This is a genomic window from Streptomyces sp. PsTaAH-137 (genome assembly GCF_003259365.1).
GTDB lineage: Bacteria > Actinomycetota > Actinomycetes > Streptomycetales > Streptomycetaceae > Streptomyces.
This window is the reverse complement of record NZ_QLLY01000015.1, coordinates 201,655-217,418: the sequence shown is the minus strand read 5'-3', so window position 1 is coordinate 217,418 and position 15,764 is coordinate 201,655. Positions and strand designations below refer to the sequence as shown.

Below are 15,764 nucleotides of genomic sequence, written 5' to 3'. Positions count from 1 at the left end.
CGCGTCCGGGGCATGCCGGATTCGGTCGGCCGGACGGCCGGAGGCGAGCGGTCGCTGACGATTTGGTTCATCGCTGCATGCCGACGCGGTCGGCGGGCACTCGGAGGATGTGCGGCTCTGCTCCCCCGTCGGGCCGCACATGGTGGTGGGGCGGGCGGCGTCCGGCAGGGACGCCGCCCGCCTGTCCCTCAGCCGTTCAGGGGGCTTCCGTGTCCAGGTCCCGCAGGGCGTTCTCGACGACCTCGGTGAGGGCCGGGTGGATCCACAGCGGCTGCTCGGCCAGGTCCCGCGCGGTCATGCCGGTGGTGAGGGCGACGACGAGGGGTTGCACCAGTGTGGCCGCCTGCGGGCCGAGGATGTGGGCGCCCAGCAGGCGTCCGGTGCGCCGGTCGGCGAGCACCTTGCAGAAGCCCCGGGTCTCCTCCAGGGCCCAGCCGTAGGCCACGTCCGCGTAGTCGTGGACCGCGACCACGGGGTCGAGGCCCTTGTCGCGGGCCTCCTGCTCGGTGAGGCCGACCTGGGCGATCTGGGGGCGGGTGAAGACGGCGGAGGGCACGGCGTCGTAGCGCATGGCGCGCTGATCGCCGGGGTGGAGAAGGTTGTGGGCGACGATCTCGGCCTCACGGTTGGCGACGTGCTTGAGCGGTACCGGTGAGGAGATGTCACCCAGCGCCCAGATGCCTTCGGCGCTGGTGCGCATCCGCTCGTCGACGGTGATCCGGCCGTCGTCGCCGACGTCCACCCCTGTCCCGCCGAGGTCCAGCCGGTCGCTGTTGGGCCGTCGCCCGGTCGCGACCAGCAGAGCGTCCGCCTCCAGCTCCGCGCCGTCGTCCAGGGTCAGCAGGAGCTTGCCCGGTGCGCCGCGGACGGCGGTCGGTTCGCGGCCCAGGCGCAGATCCCACCGGGTGCGCACGGCCTCCGTGAAGGTCCGCGAGATCTGTTCGTCCTGCTGCTGTCCCAGCAGCAGGTCCGCCTTCTCGACGATCGTGATCCGGCTGCCGAACGAGTGGAAGACGTGGGCCAGTTCGGCGGCGATGTAGCCGCCGCCGAGGATGACGAGCCGCTCGGGCACCTCGTCGATCCGCATGATCGTGTCAGAGGTCTCGTAGGGCAGCCCGGCCTCCTCGACCACCGGAGGGACGACGGGCCGGCCGCCCGCGGCGATGACGACCCGGTCGGCGGTGATCTCCTCGGTCCCGTCCTCGGTCTCCACCGCCAGGCGGCGGGGACCGGTGAAGCGGGCCGCGCCGCGGTACACCGTGATGTGCTCGGTCTTCCGGCGGCCCGCCTCGCCCTCACGGGCCGCCTTGTCCAGGCGGCCGAAGACGCGCTCACGGACGGCCCGCCAGTCCACACCGTTCAGTCGGGCGTCGACGTCGAAACGCGCGGCGTCCCGGACGGTGTCGACCGTGTCGGCGGTGGCGGCGAGCATCTTGCTGGGAATGCAGCCCGCGTTCAGGCAGGTCCCCCCGAAGGGTCCGTCGCTCACCAGGGCGACGTCGAGATGGGCGAAGCGTTCATCGACGAGGGCGTTGCCGGTGCCCGCTCCCACAATGATCAGATCGTGTCGGCGCATGCCGGAAACGTATCCGCTGCGTCCGCGCCCCATCCCGACGACGTGCGGCGTCGCCCCCGGAAGATGCGTCAGCCGATCAGGGTCTTCAGCCGCTCGTTGCTGACCTCGGTGCGGGCCACGATCGCGGGGACGGCCACGCCCGGCAGCAGCAGGCGCCACATGCGCATCGCGCGTTCGCTCAGGTCGTCGCGGCCGCTGGCCACGGCGGAGAACATCTGCATGCCGGTGCAGGCCTCGGTGACGAACTCGCCCAGCTCGTCCGGGTCCACGCCGGCCTGTAGTTCGTTCGCGTTCTGCGCGTCGCGCAGGCATTCCGCCATGACCTTCGCCCAGGACTCGTAGGGCGTGGCGTCGCGGGTGCCCATGGACGCCTGCTCTCCGGTCAGGCGCACCGCGGCTCTCAGGAGCGGATCGACCTGCAGCATGTGGGACCACAGCAGGGTGATGTCGACCAGGCGCTGGAGCCCCTTCGACTCCAGCTGGGGGACGATCAGCTCCGGCTGCGCGTTCATGACCGCGTGCGCGAGGTCTTCCTTCGAGTCGAAGTGGAAGTACAGCGCCCCTGTGGTCAGCCCGGCCCGCTTGAGGATCAGGTTGATGCTCGCGCCCGCGTACCCGTACTCGTCGAAGGCCTCGGCCGCCGCCCGCAGGAGGGCCTTGCGCGTCTGCATCGCACGCTCTTGTTTCGGCTCCGCCACGATGTCTCTCACTTCCCGAAAAACGTAACGCTCTCTATTTTACGTGCCCGGGCACACGGCATCAAGCCTCACCACGTGGCCTTTTCGTGGACATCGCACCGGCGCACCGGCCCGGTTACCTCATGGCGGTCGAGGTTTACTACATCTTTCCTTCCCAAGAAACCGAACACTCTTTATGTTGTTGCCTGCGGGGCGACCCAACCGGATCCACGGGTCGGCTCTGACCGTTGTTCGTTCCGCACTTTCGAGGGGGAAGACAGCATGCTCAGCACCCTGTCCCACACGTCGCCCACGATGACCGACGACCGGCCCGTATCCGCGGCCGAGGTGCACAAACTGGACGCGAGCGAGGTCCTGCTCACCGACTGGCAGCACATCGGCCCCGATCACTTCGGCATCTGCGCACGCTGGCCCGCTCTGCACCGCTTCTACGCGGAGGCGGCACACGACCGCCGCGACGCACTCATGCTCATCGAGTGCGTGCGGCAGTCGATCCCGATGCTCTGCCACGGCGCCTACGACACGCCCTTCGGCTTCCGGCAGGCCTGGGAGGACCTGCAGTTCGCCGTCGAGCCCTCGATCCTCGGGAGAACGGGCACCGACCTGGAGATACGGCTCGACGTCAGATGCTCCGACGTCATCCGCCGCGGAACTCGGGTCGGCGGCATGACCATGGACGTACGCGCGTCGTGGCAGGGCCTGCCCGCGGCGACCGTCCGCACCCGGTTCAACAACCAGTCGCCGGCGGTCTACCAGCGGCTGCGCGGGGCGAACGGCGACATGGCGACGGCGCACGCGGCCGCGCTGGCGCCGGGCCGCCCGGTCTCCCCCGAGCTCGTGGGCCGCAGCAGCGCCGCGGACGTCGTGCTGGCGCCGGCGCCGGACCATCCTCCGTACACCTGGTTCATGAGGAACGACCTCGACCACCCGATCCTCTTCGACCACCCGGTCGACCACTCCCCCGGCATGCTGCTGCTGGAGGCGGCCCGGCAGGCGGCGCTTGCGCGGTGCTCCCAGGCCGCGACGGTGGTCGGCATGACGACCCGCTTCATCCGCTACGCCGAGTTCGACGTGCCGTGCCTCGTCAGCACCGCGCCGCTGCCCGTGACGGACGGCCGGGACGGGGCGCAGACCGTCCGGGTCGCGCTGTCGCAGAACGACCGGGTGGTGTTCACCGCCGACGTGACCACCGCCCGCGTGTAACCCGCCGCACCGGGAACGGGGTGGTGGCCGGGTCCGCGGACCCGGCCACCACCCCCCCCGCTCATGCGGCGCGGGCCACCGCCGGTGACGGAATCTTCGCCTCCAGAGGTCCGGCGCCGTGCCACAGCACCTCGTTGACCGCGTCCGGCACCCGGGCGCCGCCCAGGGCGAGGCGTACCGACTCGGCGACCGAGACGCCCGCCCGGTCCTGCGCCTCCCGGGTGGAGGCGCCCAGGTGCGGGGTGCAGACGACCTGATCGAGACGGAGGAGCGGCGAGTCCGTGCACGGCTCCTGGGCGAAGACGTCCAGGCCGGCCGCCGCGACCCGCCCCTCCACCAGGGCGTCGTACAGAGCGGCCTCGTCGACGAGGCCGCCGCGCGCGACGTTGACCAGACGCATGCCCCGCTTGGCCCGGGCCAGTTCCGGCGCACCGATGAGGCCGAGCGTCTGCGGCGTGCGGGGCAGGTGGACCGTCAGGAAGTCGCAGGACGCCAGGACCTCGTCCAACGGCAGCATGCGCACACCCAGTTGGGCGGCCCGTGCCGCGTCGACGTACGGGTCGTGGGCGATCACGTCCATGCCGAACGCCTTCATCCGCTCGGTCACCAGTGTGCCGATGCGGCCGAGGCCCAGCACCCCCAGTGTCTTGCGCGCGAGTTCTCCGCCGACGTACTTGGACCGGTTCCACTCGCCGTTCTTCAGCGCCCGGCCCGCCTGGGGGATGTTGCGTGCGACCGCGATCAGGAGACCGCAGGTGAGTTCGGCGGCGCTGACCACGTTGGCGTGCGCCGCGTTGACCACCAGGACTCCGGCCGCGGTGGCGGCGGGCACGTCGACGTTGTCCAGGCCGACGCCCGCGCGTGCGACGACCTTCAACCGGCGTGCGGCGGCGAGCACTTCGGCGTCCACGCGGGTGGCGGAGCGGATGAGGACGGCGTCTACGTCCGCGACGGCCGTGAGCAGCGCGTCGCGGTCGGCGCCGTCGCACCGGCGGATCTCGGCATCCGGGCCCAGGGCGGCCACGGCGGCCGGGGACAGTTCTTCGGCGATCAGGACGATCGGCCTGCTCATGGGGAGACTCATTCCTTGTCGGGCGCGGGCAGGGCCCGCAGTGCGGTGAGGAGTTGGTCGACGGATCGTTCGATGGCGCCCGGGCGGGGGCGGCCGCGGGCGGTGGACTGGGCGGCGAACCGCAGCGCCCGGGGCAGTTCGTCCCACGCCGCCGACGCCGCCGCGGCGCGTACGGGGTCGGTGGTGCCGTCCGCCACGTCGAAGTCGAGCTTGAAGGTGTGGTGGCGGGCGGCGGCCCACAGGTCGTCCACGTACCGGGCGACGGCGCTCGGGTCGGCGCGCAGCACCTCGGAGGTGTGGCGCAGGGCCGCGTCGAGGTCGAGGAGCCAGGTGCCGGTGCCCGGCGCGCTGCCGTCGCCGTCGGTGGCGGGCGCCCAGTCGAGCCAGCGGTAGTGGTCGGCCGGCGGGACCGTGGATTCCGTGCCGAGGGCGAGGACGTCGCGCCGGGCGACCTCGCGCGGCGGGCGGGTCAAGGGGGCCAGGGCGGCGGCGAGTTCCGTGTCGTCGATCCAGCCGAGGTAGGGGCTCTGTGTGCCGTGCGGGGTCAGTGCGGAGAAGTGGTCGGCGACCAGCCACTGGTCGTCGCGCCGGTCCTTGAGCAGGATCCAGTGCGGGGCGTCCGCCCGGCCGTGCGCCGGTGACCAGGGAAGGTGACGGGTGTTGGCCACGGCGAGGACGCGCCGGTCCCGCAGCAGCGCGCGGTGCAGCGCCTCGCGTGCGGTGGGCCAGTCGCGCGTACCGGCGTGGGCGAGCTGCCTGCCGTCGTCGGTTCTGTCGATCCGCGGATGGTGGGAGAAGGCCAGTTCGCCCGCGGGGAGGTCGACGCGGACGGCGAGCCGGACGCCGTGGGCCAGCCGGCGCCGGACATCGGGGATGTCGGGGGCCACGTGGGCCAGCAGGTTCGTCGTGTAACAGCTCAGGTCGGGCATGGTGGTCGGGGCGCCGGTCAGGAACACGTGGCCTCCAGGCCGTCGGCGTCGGATGGGGCGTCGGACAGGGAGAAGGCGCAGCTGAGGGGCGTGGGGGAACGGTCGCGCAGGCTGATCCACCGGTATCCGTCCCACCGGCCCGCTCGGCTGCCGGGCGGGATGTTGATCGACCAGGGGCTGCCCGCGAGACCGGTTCCCGCCGCTTTGACGCAGGCCTCCTGCGCCGTCCAGACCCAGGCCAGTTCGACTCCGCGCCGGCGCTCGCAGAGCGGCATGACGTCCTCGGTGTGCCGTCCCAGGCAGCGGCGCAGCAGACTGTCCGGGACGTCGGTGACGGGCAGTTGGACGTCGACGCCCACGCGCCGGCCGCGGGCGACCGCGACGGCGATCGCCGGGCCGTCGTGCGAGACGCTGATGCCGGTGTCCGGGTCGCCGTCGAGCACGGGCCGCCCCTTGGCGTCGGCCCGGATCGGCGTCGACGCCCGCTCGGGCACGGTGAGGCGCAGCAGGTGGCGCAGCAGGGCGCGCCCTGCGAGGAATTCGGCGGTGCGCCGGCGGGGCAGGGCGGCCGCGACGGCCCGGTCGTCGGGGTCCGCGGCCGCGCGCAGCCAGGGGCCGAGCTGTCCGGTGGCCACCCATACGTCCGGGGCTGCGCGGGTGATGAGGGTCGTCATGCCCGCAGCTCCGTGAGCCACGGGTCGGCGTGATCGGCGACGGCGTCCAGGAGCAGTTCGGTGACGCCGCCGCCGATGCCGAACACGGCTGCCTCGGCGCGGATCCGCTGGGCTCCGTCGCGCAGCAGGCCGTCGGCGCCCTGGAGTTGGGCGCACACGGCCAGTACGGGGTCGACGGTCAGGCCGACGGCGGACTTGAGCAGGGCCGCGGCGGCGAGGTCCTGGTGCCGGGTGATCCGCTCGGCGAGCGTGTCGCTCAGGGCGTGCAACTGGCGGACCTGGACCAGGCAGCCGGCGAAGCGCTGGCGTACGGAGCTGTTGTGCCACAGCGGCTGTCCGTCCACGAGGCGCCGGGTCAGCCGTTCCTTGGTGTCGGCGAGCACGCGGGCCGTCAGGGCGCGGGCCCACAGGGCGCCCGCGAGGCGTTCGGTGCCCATGTGCTGGGCGAACGCGGGCATGGCGCGCCCGGGTCGGCCGACGAGCAGGTCCGGTGCAAGGCGGACGTCGGTGAACTCGACGTGTCCGGTGGCGGCTCCGACGAGCAGGTCGGTGTCGGCGGGAGTGACTTGGACGCCGGGCGTTTCCGCCGGTACGAGGACCCAGGTGAAGCTGGTGAAGTGGCGGCCGGGGCGGTGCCGGGCCAGGACGAGGAACCAGCCGGCCGCGCAGGCGGTGGTGATCCAGCGCTTGCCGCCGTTCAGCACGATCTCGTCCGGGCCGATCGTCACCTCCGTCCCCAGATCGGCGAGGTCGGAGCCGGCCGCGGCGCTGTCGGTGGCGGCGAGCGCGAGGGGGCGTTCGCCGGACCGGACGCGGTGCAGCGCGTCGCGGACGGGGCCGCTCGCGGGTGCGCCCGCGGCCAGGATCGGGAGGGCGCTGGCGGCCTGGACCAGGACGCTGAGGGTGACGCCGTTGTCGCCGCGGGCGTCGACGGCCGTGAGGAGTGCGGCCAGTCGCCGCGGGTCGGTGCCTCCTCGGTCGTCGTAGAGCCCCTCGATCAGTCCCGCCGCACCGCAGGTCTGCCAGACGAGCGCGGCCGGGGCCGCGTCGGGCAGACCGGCGAGGGCGACGGCCGGGTCGAGCGGGGTGGTCGGGGGCGGTGCGGAACGGGCCGGTGCAGTCAGGGTCGTGGTGGGTGCGGTCGTGGTCGTCGTCCCGTCAGTCAAGGCGCACCTCGGAGTCCAGAAGGGCGAGTTTGCCGTCCACGAGGTGGAGGCGGTCGTTGCTGTAGTTGAGGGCGGCCGAGCGCAGGTCGCGCAGGCTCTGCTCCAGTCGTGTGGGCGAGTCCTTGAGGTAGCCGTGGCGCATGCCCACGGCGTCCACCAGGTCGTCGACGGCCCGGTAGGACTGCTCGGCGGCGGTGATCTTCAGCCCGTTCAGGAGCAGTTGGACGCGCGGGACACTGAGGTCCGGGGCCTGCTCGACGGTCCTGCGGGTCTGTTCGAGCAGGGCGTGCACGGTGTCGACGCGCTGCCTGGCCCGCGAGAGCCGGGTGAGCAGCAGTTCCGAGTCGAGGTCGGCCCGGCCCCGGTTCTTCGGGGAGCGCAGCAACTTGACGACGCGGGACAGGGCGCCCGCCGCGGTGCCGAGCCAGCACGCAGACCAGCCCAGGTGGGCCATGGGGGCGAACACGTTGGTGACGATCGTGCGGAAGGCGCCGTGCTCGCCGATCACCTGGTGGTCGGGGACGGTTCCGGTGAGGCGGAGCGCGACGCTGTGGCTCGACCGCATGCCCAGCGGCTCCCAGTCCCCCGAGCGTTCGATCTTCAGCTGGTCGCGGTGGGCGTAGACGAGGGAGACGTCCTGTGAGGAGGTGGAGTGCGGGCTCTGCATGGTGACGAGGAATCCGTCGGCGTGCTCTCCGCCGGTGACGATCGGGGCGAAGCGGTCGACGGCGAGGCCGTCCTGGTGGGCGGTGAGCGCCGACCGGGAAGTGAGCAGGTGGCCGCCCTTGCCGGCCTCGGTGGTGACGGAGGCCAGGTAGACGCGGCCCGCGGCGATCTCGGGGAGCAGTTCGTCACGGAGCCCGGGGTGGGCGTACCGGACCAGGGCGGCGACCTGCTGGCAGTGCATGACGAAGATCATCGCCACGGACATGTCGACGCGGCCGAGGGCGGTGCCCGCCCGGATCACGTCGGCGGACGTCCCGCCGAGGCCGCCGTGCCCGCGGGGCACGAGCAGGCCGAGCAGACCGGTGTCGCGCATCCGGTCCAGCGCCTCGGTGGGGAAGGTGGCGTCCCGCTCGTGGCGGGCGAGGTGTTCGGCGGCGACGGTGGCGACGTCCTGGACGCGGTCCTCGATGCTCGGGGCGTCCGGCGCCGTGCGGTGCGGTTCGAGGAGGACGGCGGGCGCGCTCATGCCGCCGCCCGCGAGGCGTCCGAGACGCCGTTCTGGGCGTCGATCGCCGCGGACACGGCCGCCCACAGGCTGCCGGCGGTGGCGAAGGTGGTGTCGTTCATGGCGTCGTCCGGCAGCGTCACCTCGAACGCGTCCTCAAGGGCGAAGAGCAGCTCGATGGCCTGCATGGAGTCGAGGCCGTACGTGCGCAGGGGCGCGTCGGGCTCGATCTCCTTGCCGTCGAGGAACTTGAGGAAGGGGACGAGCGCTTCGGTGAATCGGGGGTCCATCACTTCTCTCCCAGGGTGGGGGCGGTGTCGGCCGTGACAGGGGTACGGGTCAGGTGGATGCGGGTGATGTCGGGGGCGCGGTCGGGGTCGTCGCCGTCGACGACGGCCTCGGCCGGCAGCGGGTGGCCGAGGAAGGCGACGAGGCTCGCGCTGAGGCCGTAGGCGCCGACGTTGGGGACGGCCAGCACGTCGCCGGGGCGCAGCGCGGGCAGCTTCGCCGCCCGTGACCAGGTGTCGAGGGGCGTGCACAGCGGTCCGCTGACCAGGGCGTCGAGGACGTCGGGGCGCGGCCCGGCGGCGTCGCCGGCATCCGTGGCGTCGGGGACGAGCCGGGGGTTGAGCGGCGGGAGGCGGCGCAGGCCCGGCATGCCGCCGAGGTGGTTGATGCCGGACTCCAGGACGACGACGTCCTTGCCGTGCGACTGCTTCACGTCGAGGACGGCGGTCAGCAGGACGCCCGCGGTTCCGACCAGGTAGCGGCCGGACTCGAAGACGATGCGGGTGCCGTCCTCGTGCCGGGTGGGCAGTTCCTCGTCGAGCAGCGCGGTGAGGCCGGGGCGCAGCCCGCTGAGGTCGATGCGCTCCCCCGCGCTCGCGAAGGGGGCGCCGAAGCCGCCGCCGAGGTCCAGCACGCGCAGGTCCGCTCCGTACTCGGCGAGGGCCGCGCGCAGGGTCTTCGCGGTCCGCAGGGACCGTTCGAACTGGCCCAGGAGAGCCGCGGGTTCGGCCATGTTGGTGCCCATGTACAGGTGCAGGCCGATCAGTTCGGCGTGCGGCCGTCCGGCGAAGCGGTTCGGTTCGCGCAGCACCCAGCGGGTGTCGGCGCCGAACTGCGAGGCCACGCCGGTCATCGCCAGGCCCTGGCCGGGGACAGGCTGGTCGTCGTTGATCCGCAGGAGGCACTGGGCGCGGACGCCGAGGCTCCCGGCGATGCGGTCCAGCTGCTCCATGGCGTGCGGGGAGTCCACCGAGAAGTGGCGCACTCCGGCGCGCAGGGCCCGGCCGATCTCCTCGTCGCGTTTTCCGGGCCCGGTGTAGAGCACGTCGGCGGCGGGCCAGCCCGCGCCGAGTGCGGCGTCCAGTTCGCCGCTGGAGCAGACCTCGGGGCCGGCTCCCTGTTCGCGCAGGACGCGCAGGAGGGCGGGGTGGGCGTTGGCCTTGAGGGAGTAGTAGACGCCGCTGCCGGCGGGCAGCGCGTCGCGCAGCGCGCTGTGGTTGCGGCGCACTTCGGCCAGGTCGTAGACGTAGGCGGGGGTGGGGATGCGGGACAGCAGGCCCGGGGGCAGCGGGAGCGCCGGGGCGGCGGTCTCAGCGGGTGCGGACACCGGCGGCCTCCTCGGCGAGGGCGGCGAGCGCCTTGCGGTCGACCTTGCCGTTCCCGGTGAGCGGGAGCGTGTCGACGGGCAGGCAGTTGCCGGGGATCTTGAACTCCTCGATCTGCTCGCGCATGCCGCTCAGGACCTCGCTCGGGTCGAGGTCGCTGACGACGAACAGCAGGGCGCGCGAGGGGTGTTGAGGAGGAAGGACGGCCGCGGCGGTGACGCCGGGCACGCGGCGGGCGGCCGCCTCGACCTCGGTGGCGCTGACGCGGAATCCGCTCTCCTTGTAGATGTCGTCGCGGCGGCCGTCGAAGTACAGGTAGCCGTCCTCGTCGACCCAGCCGTAGTCGCCCGTGTGGAGCTGGGGGAAGAGGCCCTCGGCGCGGCGGAAGCGCTGGGCGGTGAGTTCGGGGCGGCGCCAGTAGCCCGCCATCACGTTGGGTCCTCGTACGACGATCTCGCCGATGTCACCGGGCGGAAGGCGCCGGCCGTCGTCGTCCACGACGAAGACCTCGGTGCCGGGCAGCGCGCGGCCGCTGGATCCGGGGCGCTCCAGGTCGCCGTCGGGCGGCATGATCGTGGCCCGCTTGCACTCGGTCAGTCCGAACATCAGCTGGACGTGCAGGCCGGGCAGGGACGCGCGCAGGGATCGCAGGGTCTCGGCGGGCATGGCCGCTCCGGTGTTGGTCAGCAGCCGCAGCGGCGGTGTGCTGCCGCCACGGCCGCGGCGCAGCAGGCGGGCCAGCGCCTCGGCGACGGAGGGGACCGCGGCCAGGACGGTCGCGCCGGCCCGGACCAGGTTGTTCACCAGGGCGGGCCCGACCTCGGCGGGAGCGCCGAGCGTGACGTGGGCTCCGGCCAGTGTGGACAGGAACAGCTGATAGAGCCCGTAGTCGAAGGAGAGCGGGAGCGGGCTGTAGACGACGTCGGCCGGGCGGTAACCGAGGACGCTCTGGATGGCGCGGGCGGCGAACGTCAGTTGGCCGTGGGTGCTGACGACGGCCTTGGGCAGGGACGTCGTCCCGGAGGTGTAGATCAGGCACACGGGGTCGACGGCGAGCGGGCCCGGCGGTGTCGCCTCGGGTACGGGGCCGTCGAAGGCCGCGTCCGCCAAGGACGCGGTGCTCCGCGTACGCACGTCACGGCGATGGGCCGCCTGGCGCGCGGCGGCGTCGTCGGTGACGAGGAGCGCCGGTTCGCAGTCGTCGAGTACGTGGTCGAGCTGGACTCCGCGCACCTGTTCGTGGAGCAGGGAGAAGGTGACGCCGACGCGGGAGGCGGCGTACACCAGGGCGGGCTGGGCGACGGAGCCGGGCGCGCACACGACGAGCCGGTCGCCGCGCTCCAGGCCGAGTTCGACGAGCCATGCCGCGAGACGGCGCGAGGCGTCGTCGAGCTCCCGATAGGTCAGGGTCCGGCCGGCGCTGCTGACGGCGGGGCCGTCCGGCCGGGCGGCGACGGCCTCGTCGAGGAGGTCGTGCAGCAGATCGGCGTGGGCGGACATCAGTTCCCTCCTGGGGTCGGGACGAGGACGGGTGGCGGCTGCGGTGCGGCGTGCTGGGCGCGGAGGACGATGCGGCCGACGCCGTCGAGGTGGTGGAGGTTCTCCGGGACGAGGTCGTCGGCGGCGCATTCGACGGACAGGTCCTGTTCGAGGCGCTCGACGATCTCGACGACGCGGAACGAGGTGAACCCGGCCAGATCCGCGAGGGACGGTGCGGACCGCACCGTGGCGACGTCGACGCCGAGCACCCTGGCGACGGTGTCGGCCACCCGGTCGAGCAGCGGGCCGGGCACCTCGGCGGGACCACTGTCGTGCTCCGTCGGGGCGGGCGCCGCGCTCGCGGCGAACACCTCGCGGTCCCCCGCGAGTTGGGAACGCAGCCGGTCGAACACACCGGTGGGCTCCGGTCGTCCGCGGGCGACCCGACGGTATCCGACGTAGACGCTCTCGGCGAGCGCGTCCCACGCGGCGACGTGTGCCTCGCGCGCCGCCGACGAGCCGGTCGTGCCATCGAGGAAGCGGGCGTGCAGCCTCCGGGACCGGGCCAGCAGCCAGGTCTCCAGGGTGAGCCGGTCGAAGGCGGCGGCGCGGTCGGGGTGTCCGGCGTACGCGGACACGTAGGCGTCGACGGTCTCGTCGTCGGCCAGGTCGATCACGGCGGCGGGCGGGACGGGGCGCCGGGCGGGGGCGAAGGTGACCGTGGTCGCGTCCCCGGGTACGGCGGCGGCGAGTTCGGCGGGGGTCGGGCGGCGGGTGAGCGGGCGGGCGCTGCCCCAGGGCGTCTCGTTGTGGTATCCGTCGACGACGACGGCACCGCCTTCGTCGTCCGTCTCCAGCAGGAAGCTGTGTTCCATGTGCCGCTGCCCGAAGTAGGGCACCCACGGCAGGTGGTAGGCGTCGGCGACGACGTAGCGGCCGGGGGCGGGCGCCGGCGGTGCGCCCGGGGCGGTCCGCTCCTGCGTGACGACATCGAGGCCCAACAGCGTTGCAGATGCCGTCAGTTGGTCCGTCACACTGCGCTCGACCGTGGGCAGGCCCGCCGGGCCGGGTGTCGGCCGGAAGCGCAGTTCGGCGCCGAGGCCGAGGTGGGTGTGCGGGCCGTGCCAGCGGTCGGCGAGGATCGCCAGGTTGACCTGGACGCAGTCGAACAGGCGGCAGTCGGTGGTGATCGGCAGGTCAGTCACGGCCCACTCCGGCTCCGACGGGCTCCTGGGCCGCCTGAAGGCCGCTCATCGCGCGGCGCAGCTCCTCGGGGTCGGGCGCGACGTCGCTCAGCTCGCCGTCGAGGAGCTGCTGGTAGGCGCCCAGGTCCAGGTACCCGTGGCCGCTGACGCACACGACGACGCCCCGCTCGGAGCGCAGCAGGCCGCTGTTGGCCTCGGCGCCCGCCGAGGCCAGCCGGGCGGCGGCGGCGAGGGCGTGCCCGGACTCCGGGGCGGGCAGCACCATCTCGCTACGGGTGAAGAGGCGTCCGGCGTCGAGCGCGTCGACCTGGCCGACGGCCGTCGCGGCGATCTGGTCCCGGTGCCGCATGGCCGACAGCACCTTCGCGGCGCCGTGGAAGCGCAGCCCCGCGGAGTGCGAGTCGGGGATCGGATAGGAGCTGCCGATGGTGTACATCGCCTCCATCGGGCCGGTGCCGGTCGCGTCGGTGCGGTCGTAGGCGTACGTGCCGCGGGTCAGCTTGGGCGTGGTGCTGGACTCGGCGGCCAGCAGCAGGGGTGCGCGGGTGCCGGCCGCGGCGGCCTCGGCGAAGAAGGGCAGGGCGATCCCGCCGAAGTTGGAGCCGGCCCCGACGCAGCCGACGACGGCGTCGACCTCGGCGTCGAGCGCGGCGAGCTGGTCGGCGGCCTCGAGGCCGATGACCGACTGGTGCAGGATGCTGTAGGTCTCCCCGCTGCCGATGCAGAACGCGGCGCCCTCGGTCCTCGCGGCGTACTCGACGGCCTCGCCGATGGCGAGGGAGAGGCTGTTGACACCCTCCCGGCTCTGCGCGGCGACCTCGGTCAGCGGGCTGGGGCTGGCGTGCACGGTGGCGCCGAGGGTGCGCATGAGCGTGCCCCGGTAGGGCTTGCGGCGCAGGCTGTTGCCGACCATGAAGACGGTGCACTTCATGCCGAACATGGCGCAGGCGGCGGCGAGCGCGGTGCCCCACTGCCCGGCGCCGGTGCCGCTGACGAGTTCCCGTACGCCCGCCTTGGCGTAGTAATAGGCCTGCGCCAGGGCGGTGTTGAGCTTGTGGCTGCCGGAGATGTTGCCGCCCTCGTACTTGACGTAGATCGGCACGCGCGCCCCGACGGCGCGCTCGAAGCGTTCGGCCCGCCACAGCGGCGTGGGCCGGAAGGCGCGGTACGCCTCGACGACCTCGGCGGGGATGTCCCAGCGCTCCTTCGGCAGGACGCTCTGGCGGACCAGTTCCATCGGCAGGTTGACCTGGACGCCGTCGCGGCCGGCGGTCTGCGGTGTGCGGTCCGGCGGGAGCTGCTCGTCGAGGTGCGGCAGGACGCTGCGCCAGGTGGTGGGCAGGTGCGTGGTGCTCATCAGGCAGCCTCCGCCCCGAGCAGCACGACCTCGATCAGGTCGTGGACGGTCTGGAAGCTGCGTCCGACGAACAGGTCGTCGGGCAGGACGATGTCGAGCTCGTCCTCCAGCAGCACCAGCATGCCGACGAAACCCAGCGAGTTGACGTGGAGTATCTCGCCGTTGAGCGGCTCGTGGTCGTCGATGTCGGCGGGCCGCAGGGGCAGGCGGGACTCGGCGAGCACCACGCGCTTGACGGATTCGGTGACCGCCGACCGGTCCAGTCCTGTGATCATTGAATGCTCCGGGGATGTCCGTGGGAACAGAGGGGGGTTGTGGGGTGGGGCGGGGGTGTCACAACGAGCTGCGCAGGGTGCCGCGCGCGTCGACGACCCAGCTGTGGGTCACGAGCGCCCCGAGCGTGACGGGGCCCCTGACGTGCATGCGGCCGGTGCTGATGGAGATCTCGGAGCCGAGGCCGAGGGTGGGTCCGTCGTGCAGGCGCAGGGAGCCGTTGACGACGATCGCGGCGGCGTCGACCCGGCGGGCGAACTCCCGGGTGACGTCGGCGTCGGTCGCGACGACGCCCTCGGTGTGACCGGAGCCGTGGGTCCAGATGTGCCGGGTCGCCTCGTCGGGTCCCGCGACCGGGTACACGCCGATCGTGGCGTCGAGGAACTCGCGGCCGAGGTCGTGCTCCCGCAGTTCGCCGATGCTCCAGGGACGGCTGCCGGCAGGGGCGTCGGCGGACTCGGGGCGCGGGGTGTGCGCGGCGAGCCGTACGGTCACCGGCCGGTCGCCGCGCTCGGAGGCGCGCAGCAGCGCGGCGACGAAGTCGGCCGCGACCTCCTCGTCGACCAGGACCATCTCGGCGGTGTTGCAGGCGGTGGGCTCGGGCAGCTTGCTGTCGAGTGCGGCCTCGGCGGCGAGGTCGAGGTCCGCGCTGCGGTGGACGTAGAGGTGGTTGACGCCGCCGCCGCTGGCGATCACGGGGATCGAGGAGGCGGTGCGGCAGTAGTCGATGAGGGACGGGCTGCCGCGCGGGATGAGGACGTCGATGGCGTCGGGCCGCTTGAGGAGGGCGCGCAGCTGGGTCCGCCGGGGGTCGTCGATGACGCTGACCAGGCCGGTCGGCAGGCCGGCGGCCTCCAGGGCGTCGCGGGCGACGGCCGCGAGGGCCTGGTTGGTGCGGGCGATCTCCTTGCCGCCGCGCAGGATCACCGCGTTGCCGACGGCGACGGGCAGCAGGGCGCCTTCCACGGTGACCGTGGGGCGGGCCTCGTACACCATGAAGGCGACGCCGAGCGGCTTGGGGACGCGGCTGCGGGTGCCCCACGGTCCGGCCGGGACGGCGGTGCCGGGGGCGGTGACCTCGGTGAGTTCGGACAGCACGGCCTCGGTGAGGCGTTCGAGGCCGCCGAGGTGGGCGGTGGTCAGACGGAGCCGGTCGAGGAGGACCGGGGACAGGCCGCGCTCCTCGGCGACGGCCACGTCCTCGGCGTTCGCCTCCAGGACGGCCGGCCAGTGGGCGGCGAGCCGCTTGGCCAGCTCACGGCAGTAGGTTTCGTAGGCCAGGTCGCCGACCGGTGGCGCGGCGGCGACGGCTTCGCGGGCGGATACGAGCAGTTCGTCGGTCATGATC

Annotated in this window: 14 protein-coding genes and 1 pseudogene; 1 reads left to right on the top strand and 14 read right to left on the bottom strand. The window is 73.2% G+C overall.

Going from position 1 to position 15,764, the window contains the following annotated elements:
- Positions 1-196: 196 nt before the first annotated feature.
- Positions 197-1,576 carry a mycothione reductase gene (locus K377_RS29810; RefSeq protein WP_111666664.1) on the bottom strand — a complete coding sequence of 460 codons (1,380 nt, stop codon included), beginning with the start codon at positions 1,574-1,576 and terminating at the stop codon, positions 197-199.
- A gap of 68 nt (positions 1,577-1,644) precedes the next feature.
- Entirely contained in the window at positions 1,645-2,247 is a 603-nt protein-coding gene (locus tag K377_RS29805; RefSeq protein ID WP_111666663.1) for a ScbR family autoregulator-binding transcription factor, read from the bottom strand.
- Positions 2,248-2,535: 288 nt separating this feature from the next.
- Between K377_RS29805 and K377_RS29800 the strand changes: the two genes are divergently transcribed.
- Positions 2,536-3,477, top strand: coding sequence for a ScbA/BarX family gamma-butyrolactone biosynthesis protein (locus K377_RS29800; protein WP_111666662.1), 942 nt, complete (start codon positions 2,536-2,538; stop codon positions 3,475-3,477).
- 133 nt (positions 3,478-3,610) lie between these two features.
- Here K377_RS29800 and K377_RS29795 read toward each other — a convergent pair.
- The 12 genes and pseudogenes from K377_RS29795 to K377_RS29740 all read right to left on the bottom strand — a co-directional run.
- Positions 3,611-4,549 (bottom strand): annotated as a pseudogene (locus K377_RS29795) (hydroxyacid dehydrogenase); the annotation flags it as partial.
- A gap of 8 nt (positions 4,550-4,557) precedes the next feature.
- A complete protein-coding gene (locus K377_RS29790) occupies positions 4,558-5,505 on the bottom strand; it encodes a hypothetical protein (RefSeq protein WP_111666660.1) in 948 nt (315 codons plus the stop codon).
- Positions 5,496-6,152, bottom strand: coding sequence for a 4'-phosphopantetheinyl transferase superfamily protein (locus K377_RS29785; RefSeq protein WP_111666659.1), 657 nt, complete (start codon positions 6,150-6,152; stop codon positions 5,496-5,498). Before K377_RS29785 ends, K377_RS29790 begins: the two co-directional genes overlap by 10 nt.
- A complete protein-coding gene (locus tag K377_RS29780) occupies positions 6,149-7,318 on the bottom strand; it encodes an acyl-CoA dehydrogenase family protein (protein ID WP_202455867.1) in 1,170 nt (389 codons plus the stop codon). Before K377_RS29780 ends, K377_RS29785 begins: the two co-directional genes overlap by 4 nt.
- Complete coding sequence (locus K377_RS29775) at positions 7,311-8,510, bottom strand: acyl-CoA dehydrogenase family protein (protein WP_111666658.1); 1,200 nt, start codon at positions 8,508-8,510, stop codon at positions 7,311-7,313. The genes K377_RS29780 and K377_RS29775 overlap by 8 nt, the downstream gene beginning before the upstream one ends.
- Positions 8,507-8,779, bottom strand: coding sequence for an acyl carrier protein (locus K377_RS29770; RefSeq protein WP_111666657.1), 273 nt, complete (start codon positions 8,777-8,779; stop codon positions 8,507-8,509). Before K377_RS29770 ends, K377_RS29775 begins: the two co-directional genes overlap by 4 nt.
- Entirely contained in the window at positions 8,779-10,104 is a 1,326-nt protein-coding gene (locus tag K377_RS29765; RefSeq protein ID WP_202455866.1) for an alanine racemase, read from the bottom strand. Before K377_RS29765 ends, K377_RS29770 begins: the two co-directional genes overlap by 1 nt.
- Entirely contained in the window at positions 10,088-11,602 is a 1,515-nt protein-coding gene (locus K377_RS29760; protein ID WP_111666656.1) for a class I adenylate-forming enzyme family protein, read from the bottom strand. The genes K377_RS29765 and K377_RS29760 overlap by 17 nt, the downstream gene beginning before the upstream one ends.
- The gene (locus K377_RS29755; RefSeq protein ID WP_202455865.1) at positions 11,602-12,786 is read right to left on the bottom strand and encodes an acyl carrier protein; all 1,185 of its coding nucleotides are present in this window, start codon (positions 12,784-12,786) and stop codon (positions 11,602-11,604) included. The genes K377_RS29760 and K377_RS29755 overlap by 1 nt, the downstream gene beginning before the upstream one ends.
- Positions 12,779-14,143, bottom strand: a complete 1,365-nt coding sequence (locus K377_RS29750; RefSeq protein WP_111666655.1) for a TrpB-like pyridoxal phosphate-dependent enzyme — start codon at positions 14,141-14,143, stop codon at positions 12,779-12,781. The genes K377_RS29755 and K377_RS29750 overlap by 8 nt, the downstream gene beginning before the upstream one ends.
- On the bottom strand, positions 14,143-14,418 hold the full coding sequence (locus K377_RS29745) for an acyl carrier protein (protein WP_111666654.1): 276 nt from the start codon (positions 14,416-14,418) through the stop codon (positions 14,143-14,145). Before K377_RS29745 ends, K377_RS29750 begins: the two co-directional genes overlap by 1 nt.
- 58 nt (positions 14,419-14,476) lie before the next feature.
- Positions 14,477-15,760 (bottom strand): glutamate-5-semialdehyde dehydrogenase, encoded by a 1,284-nt coding sequence (locus K377_RS29740; RefSeq protein WP_111666653.1) that lies wholly within the window; start codon positions 15,758-15,760, stop codon positions 14,477-14,479.
- Positions 15,761-15,764 lie beyond the last annotated feature (4 nt).

Bases quoted from the DNA above. Each gene is read 5' to 3' on its own strand.
- K377_RS29810 (WP_111666664.1), bottom strand. From the start codon at position 1,576: ATGCGCCGACACGATCTGATCATTGTGGGAGCGGGCACCGGCAACGCC.
- K377_RS29805 (WP_111666663.1), bottom strand. From the start codon at position 2,247: ATGCAGACGCGCAAGGCCCTCCTGCGGGCGGCGGCCGAGGCCTTCGAC.
- K377_RS29800 (WP_111666662.1), top strand. From the start codon at position 2,536: ATGCTCAGCACCCTGTCCCACACGTCGCCCACGATGACCGACGACCGG.
- K377_RS29785 (WP_111666659.1), bottom strand. From the start codon at position 6,152: ATGACGACCCTCATCACCCGCGCAGCCCCGGACGTATGGGTGGCCACC.
- K377_RS29775 (WP_111666658.1), bottom strand. From the start codon at position 8,510: ATGAGCGCGCCCGCCGTCCTCCTCGAACCGCACCGCACGGCGCCGGAC.
- K377_RS29770 (WP_111666657.1), bottom strand. From the start codon at position 8,779: ATGGACCCCCGATTCACCGAAGCGCTCGTCCCCTTCCTCAAGTTCCTC.
- K377_RS29760 (WP_111666656.1), bottom strand. From the start codon at position 11,602: ATGTCCGCCCACGCCGATCTGCTGCACGACCTCCTCGACGAGGCCGTC.
- K377_RS29750 (WP_111666655.1), bottom strand. From the start codon at position 14,143: ATGAGCACCACGCACCTGCCCACCACCTGGCGCAGCGTCCTGCCGCAC.
- K377_RS29745 (WP_111666654.1), bottom strand. From the start codon at position 14,418: ATGATCACAGGACTGGACCGGTCGGCGGTCACCGAATCCGTCAAGCGC.
- K377_RS29740 (WP_111666653.1), bottom strand. From the start codon at position 15,760: ATGACCGACGAACTGCTCGTATCCGCCCGCGAAGCCGTCGCCGCCGCG.